This is a genomic window from Methanoregula sp. (assembly GCF_002835825.1).
GTDB lineage: Archaea > Halobacteriota > Methanomicrobia > Methanomicrobiales > Methanospirillaceae > Methanoregula.
Genome location: NZ_PIZH01000123.1, coordinates 1 through 5,681, shown reverse-complemented (window position 1 = coordinate 5,681; position 5,681 = coordinate 1). Strand labels below are relative to the sequence as shown.

Annotated in this window: 7 protein-coding genes; 1 reads left to right on the top strand and 6 read right to left on the bottom strand. The window is 55.6% G+C overall.

Translation table 11 applies throughout. The annotated features are described in order from the left end of the window. A partial coding sequence (locus tag CW742_RS05950; RefSeq protein ID WP_292417833.1) for a tetratricopeptide repeat protein occupies positions 1 to 671 on the top strand: 671 nt, incomplete at its 5' end. 111 nt (positions 672 to 782) lie between these two features. On the opposite strand, the gene mtrH is transcribed toward CW742_RS05950, so the two are convergent. Genes mtrH through mtrE form a run of 6 tightly spaced genes read right to left on the bottom strand, consistent with a single transcriptional unit; the run spans position 783 to position 5,463 of the window. Then, entirely contained in the window at positions 783 to 1,820 is a 1,038-nt protein-coding gene (mtrH, locus tag CW742_RS05945; RefSeq protein ID WP_292417830.1) for a tetrahydromethanopterin S-methyltransferase subunit H, read from the bottom strand. 17 nt (positions 1,821 to 1,837) lie between these two features. Continuing rightward, positions 1,838 to 2,575, bottom strand: a complete 738-nt coding sequence (mtrA, locus tag CW742_RS05940) for a tetrahydromethanopterin S-methyltransferase subunit A (RefSeq protein WP_292417827.1) — start codon at positions 2,573 to 2,575, stop codon at positions 1,838 to 1,840. Position 2,576: 1 nt separating this feature from the next. Continuing rightward, a complete protein-coding gene (mtrB, locus tag CW742_RS05935) occupies positions 2,577 to 2,870 on the bottom strand; it encodes a tetrahydromethanopterin S-methyltransferase subunit MtrB (protein ID WP_292417824.1) in 294 nt (97 codons plus the stop codon). A 1-nt stretch (position 2,871) separates the two neighbouring features. Then, complete coding sequence (mtrC, locus tag CW742_RS05930) at positions 2,872 to 3,720, bottom strand: tetrahydromethanopterin S-methyltransferase subunit MtrC (protein ID WP_292417819.1); 849 nt, start codon at positions 3,718 to 3,720, stop codon at positions 2,872 to 2,874. A 10-nt stretch (positions 3,721 to 3,730) separates the two neighbouring features. Beyond that, the gene (gene mtrD, locus CW742_RS05925; RefSeq protein ID WP_292417816.1) at positions 3,731 to 4,567 is read right to left on the bottom strand and encodes a tetrahydromethanopterin S-methyltransferase subunit D; all 837 of its coding nucleotides are present in this window, start codon (positions 4,565 to 4,567) and stop codon (positions 3,731 to 3,733) included. After that, a complete protein-coding gene (gene mtrE, locus CW742_RS05920; protein ID WP_292417813.1) occupies positions 4,564 to 5,463 on the bottom strand; it encodes a tetrahydromethanopterin S-methyltransferase subunit E in 900 nt (299 codons plus the stop codon). The genes mtrD and mtrE overlap by 4 nt, the downstream gene beginning before the upstream one ends. Positions 5,464 to 5,681: the final 218 nt, after the last annotated feature.

Here is a 5,681-nt window from a genome sequence, read left to right as displayed (position 1 = left end):
GTGTGTATGATAGTATGATTGGTATGGACGTGCCTGCACTTCTGGAAAATGCGCATCACCAGATGAAGGTGGGGCGGTATGACGACGCGATCGCTCTTTACAGCAAGGTTCTGGAGGCGAACGCAAACAACACAACCGCACTTGAGAACACTGGCAAGAGTTACTACTACCTTGGCCGGCACGAGGAAGCGATAGCCTGGTATGACAAGGCCGTAACAACCAACCCCAACCTCATCACGGCATGGTTCGAGAAGGGATATACCCTGCGCAAGATCCGCCGCTACGAGGAGGCGCTGGTCTGCCTTGACCGGGCGCTGGCCATCGACCCGGAGTATACCTTTGCGCTGGCAAACAAAGGGTATTGCCTCAACGAGCTGGGCCGGCACGAGGAGGCGATAGCCTGCTTTGACGAGATCCTCGAGTGGAGCCCGAAGAACATCAGGGCTATGACGGCAAAGGCAATCGCCCTGCGGGAGCTCGGGAAGAACGCGGAGGCGCTCATCTTCTTTGACAAGGCCATCGATCTCAATCCCATCAATTCGTTCGTGTGGTATAACAAGGCACTTGCGCTGCGGAACCTCGGGCGGTCAAAGGAAGCCGACGAGAGCATGAGGATCGTCAACTTTCCCCGAGGCTCTGCCTCTGCTGAGATGAACCATGCGCAAAAATAGGACAAACCCCATCTCTCTTTTTTGAATGTTTCATCCAGGTGCATGATAACGTTCTTCCGGCAGCAGTACGGATCCGGCAATCGCGGCCGGTTAAAAACCAGAAAAAAAGATTTAGATAAGTTTGAAGATTGGGTGGCTTGGCGCCTTGCACTCGATCCCGAGCTGGCGGGTTGCCTCAAGGACGGTGATGTCCGTGTAGGCCTGTGCGGTGATCATTGCTTCGACGTTCTCGATGGGTCCGTACATGATAAGGTCTGCACCGAGGGTGGAGGCAATCATGTTGCAGCCGATATCGGGTGCGGACCATGCAGCCTGCTTGATGCCCTCCATTCCACCGAGGTAGTGGTGGGACATCTGCTGGAGCAGGACGTCCTTGCCCTTGTAGCCCTCAGCGAGCACGGAGGGGGTCTTGGAGGTTCCCTTCCAGCGCTTGAGCCAGGTCCAGGAGACGGTCATGTTGTGGTATGCGCCACCGGTCGGGTAGCCGTGGATTGCCTTGCAGGCAAGGATCTCACGGTAGGAACCGCCGCTGCCGAGGCCGAGCGGGGTTGCTGCAGTGTCGAGGATCGGGCGGGTGATACCGCATTCCTTGGCAATATCGAGCATACCCTTGGTCTGGCCTGCAACGCCGCCCTCTACGAGTACCTTCTCACGGCCGGCAACGGATGGGTCACCGGGGTTGAAGGCGAGGACGATAGCTGCGTCGACGTCGCTGTTCTTGATGGCGTCGATGTTTTCCTGGGGGATTGACCCGTTGATCGAGTTGTAGATCGCACGCTTTGCGAGACCTACTTCGGTGACATACTTGCAGGCGTGTGCAAGGGCTGCCGGTGCCGAAGAGTCCATCAGGAACGCGGTCTTGTTGTCGATCGAGTCGAACCAGCTGAAGTAGCTCTCGAATGCAGCTCCGTATTCCGCGATGATCTGGATGAAGTGCGGGATGCCGGTTGCATCGGAGAGGACCTGGCAGCGGTTCCAGAGAGCCTCTGCCTTTGCCTTGTCGATCTTTCCAGTGTGGTCGTCAAGCACGCACTCGTGCTTGTTGTAGAAGATAGAAGCACCCAGTACGGTCGGGTACTCGCCGGGCTGGCCACCAATCATGGTGCCGTTGAAGTCCCAGACACTCTGTTCTTTTTCAAATCTGAACATGTTCTATTACACCTCCATTATACCATAGCCATTAATTTCTGGAACAGGAACAACAGCATGATAAATACCATAACGCCTGCCATCAGGCCGTACAGTATACCGATATCCCGTCCAATCTTTCGTCCAACACGCTGTGCAACTTCCGAATCTACGAACTCGAGTTTCTTCTCGATCTTGTCGAGCCTCTTCTCGATCTCGAGGAACTGGGGGTTTGCACTGGCTGCGCCTACTTCCTGTCCGCCTGCAGCTTCCTTGACTTCAACGACCATGGCATCAGCGGCGAACGCACCCGGGTCTTTAGCCTTGAGTTCGTTGATTTTCGCCTTGATGGCACCGACATCTTCGGTTTCCATGATGTTGACGATCTCAACCTGTTCCTGGAACCGCTTGATGTTGGCGTCGTTTAAGTTCTCGATGAAGGGGATAGCGCCTTCAGCACCGACGACTCTTCCGTCCTTGACGCCGTTCTTGTGGAGGGCGACGAGGGTCTGTGCGGAGAGGTGTCCTTTCACTTCCGTACCAACGAGGAGAGCGAACCTGATGTTGGGGTTCGCGATAACGTTGGCGATGACCTTTTCGAGGCCGAGGTTCTCGGTCTTACAGGACCCGCAGAGTGCCGCGCCGGCATCGCAGATGCCCTGTTCGTCGAGGTGAGAACCCATGGTGATGACTGCAACGGGGCTGTTTACGTCACCGGAGTGGAAGTCACCCTTGATGAGCGGCCAGCCGCTTGCTGCTGCTTTCTTGTCTGCCATGTTAGACCCCCTTGATCATCTGGAATGCGATGATTCCGGCAATGAGTAATCCGACAGCAAGACCGTACCAGTACGAAGTGATAGTACCGCCGATTGCAAGGCCGCTCTCCCTGTTGGGGAACGACGCGAGCATGTTGCCTTCTCCCGAGAGCATGTTGACGAGGTCGTCAGTGGTAGCTTCAAGGACTGCAACTTTCTCGATAACCGGTGAGAGTGATTCACCCGCGGTTGTTACGATACCAACAACGGGATCGGCAACGAGGCCGAATTCGGGGAGTACCTGAATGTATCCCATGTTAGTGTCCCTCCACGTCGGGAATCGGTTTTGCATCGAGCCATGCTGCTGCATCGCGCTTCGAGAGCACCATGTATTCCTTGTAGGTATAGACCCAGCCGATAATTGCAATGATCAGTGAGATGATTGCCGATCCCGTGCTGATTAACGCAAAGGACATGACGGCTGCTACGATCATGGAGAGGAATCCGCACTCTGCGGTAAGCATGAGCATGCGGTCCTGCTGCCAGCCGGGGCCAAGGCACGCGTTGAACGGGTGCTGGATGGCGATTGCACCGAGCAGGAATGCGACTGCGATGAGACATCCGCCGATGAATGACTGCTGGTGTGTCATGAGTGACATACCAAGGACAGTGACATGTCCGGTGGTCAGGGCGTCAAAGGTGAACCTGCCGGTCATCAGTGCTGCAAAGCCCATGAGGGAGAGTGCACCGACAACTGCCATCTCGGTCAGTGACTGGACCATGGCCGGGATCTTCATGTTCAGGATGTTGTTGGAAACATACCCGAGGATAAACCCGATGACTGCTGCAAGGACTGCTGCAACGATCGGCGCCATGATGCCGAACTTGGTTGCAAGCAGCATGGCGATAACTCCTGAGCCGAATGCGATCATACCTGCCGAGGGAACACCGGTACCGATACCGTAACTGCACAGTACCTTGATGGTGTGGCTTCCCCAGATCAATGCCGCGATCACCGCAAGGCCGCCGAAGAATGAGAACATCTCGGTGGAGGTGAGCACATTGAGGTAGGTCAGGTAGAGACAGACGAGTGTGCTGACAATGCCCGCAATCATGATCTTCGTGTGCGGGATGCCGCCTTCAATTACTTCAACTTTTACTGTCATCTTCAACACCTCAGAGTGCAACGATCAGGATCGCCACAAGGCCGCAGAGTGCTGATGCAACTGCGGATGCAACGACTGACCGGGGCCAGCGCTTGAACTTCGGGTCGTGGGGTCCTTCGATGGTTCCCGTGATGTTGTACGCGGTAAGCACTGCGTTCACGAGGAACATGCCCACGGCGAACATACCAGCTGCGGAAACGGCAATCGGGAGTACCTGTGCTGCGGTGATCTGCATGACACCGGGGAGCGCTGCCTTGTAGACTTCGAGAAGTTCAAGGTAGATGAGCGTACCGCCTGCACCTGCAAAGAGACCGCCGATGACACCGCCGACGAACGAGACGAACGGAAGGCCGTGTCCTTCGGTACCCTGGGACTTGTATTCTGCCTGGCTGTCACCGGTGATAGGGTCGTTTGCGACCTTACCGGATGCTGCCGGGATACCCATGCCGAAGACGTAGACAAAGTTCACCATCATACAGGTGATGGCCATCATCAGGCCGCCGCCAATACCACCGGTGATGACAACAACGAGAGCGTCCTGCCCTGCTGCTGCTGCCCATGCACCGCCGAAAAGACCGGCGAGACCGCCACCGGCTGCAAGCATCGCGACACCGGTCGCAATACCGGGAGCCTGTCCCATTGCAGCGGGTGCACCGCCGACCGGGACGAAGTGGACACCAAAGCCGATCAGGACTCCGCCAACAACGATAAGAGCGAGCGGAATGATACCGGCCGGGTAGATGAAGTAACAGATCCCCATAAGGATGATGAGCATGACGACACCGACTGCCATTGCCGTCGGGTTCATTGCGCCGCCTGCTGCGGGCTTTGCTGCAACTGCGCTCATGAGGATGCCTCCTTTGCCTCGGTGTAGGGTCCGTAGTTCTTCCGTGCCCAGACCTCGATGTAGCGGTCAATGACCGTGAAGACGAGGATGATCAGGACACCGACGACGATTGCACCCCACCCGGCTGCTACCTGCTCAAAGAGAACGGTACGCCAGAGTTCGAGGAAGACAATCATGCCAAAGCAGATACCGGACGCGGAACCGCCGATCTTTGCGGTGAACCAGCCGTTGTCGATAGAGTTTCTCTCACCTGCTTCTGCATAGCGGACGATGTTACCGGACGCCGAGATCGGCACACCTGCACCGAACTTCTGGTTCTGGTACTGGCGTTCCTTCCCGTAGTACGGGTTGCCTGTTGCAGACCCTGCTGCACCGAGTGCGATACCCCAGACGAGACCGAGCAGTGGCAGCGGGAACGGGTGTCCCAGTGCACCGTTGATCAGCTGGCAGATTGCCACGGTTGCAAAGATTGCAATAAAGGCATGTGCCATGGTAACCGTCGTCATGGACTTAAGAATGTCCATGTAGATCGGCTGCCCGAACTTGGCAAGACTTGCGGTCCTGCCAACGTAAGCGGTGGTTGCGTAGACGCCCTGTACAAAGACTGCAAGTACAGAACCAAGAACGATAGCAAGAACCGCGTTGAACTGCATGGCCATGAATGCCCATGCGATTCCGGCGCCAAGACAGCACCAGAGACCGTATGCCGGGGGTTCTCCTGCAACCGCCTTGTTGAAGATGCGGTGCAGGAAACCCATCTGCGGTGCGAGCTGAACCTGTGAGTTCGGGTCACCCTGGGACCCGATGTTGGATTCAGTATCTTCTGCAGCACCGGCTACAGTGGCAAGAGCTCCTGTCAATGCAGTAATTCCAATGCCAAATACAATATGTTCCATTTAGCCTCCTCCCTGCGTGCGAATGCACGAGAGTATTCAAAATGCAATGCCACGCACATCGAGTACAAGTACATACCCTTTGTGGTTAGTGTAAAGTTGGTAAGATCTTCATTAAAAGGTTACGATTTTATTTCGGCGAAATCCGGTTATTTAAAGCCCGTTTTAATAATCGGACACAGTATCGGAATTATTCACTCATGTGAATTTGTGTTAAGGAA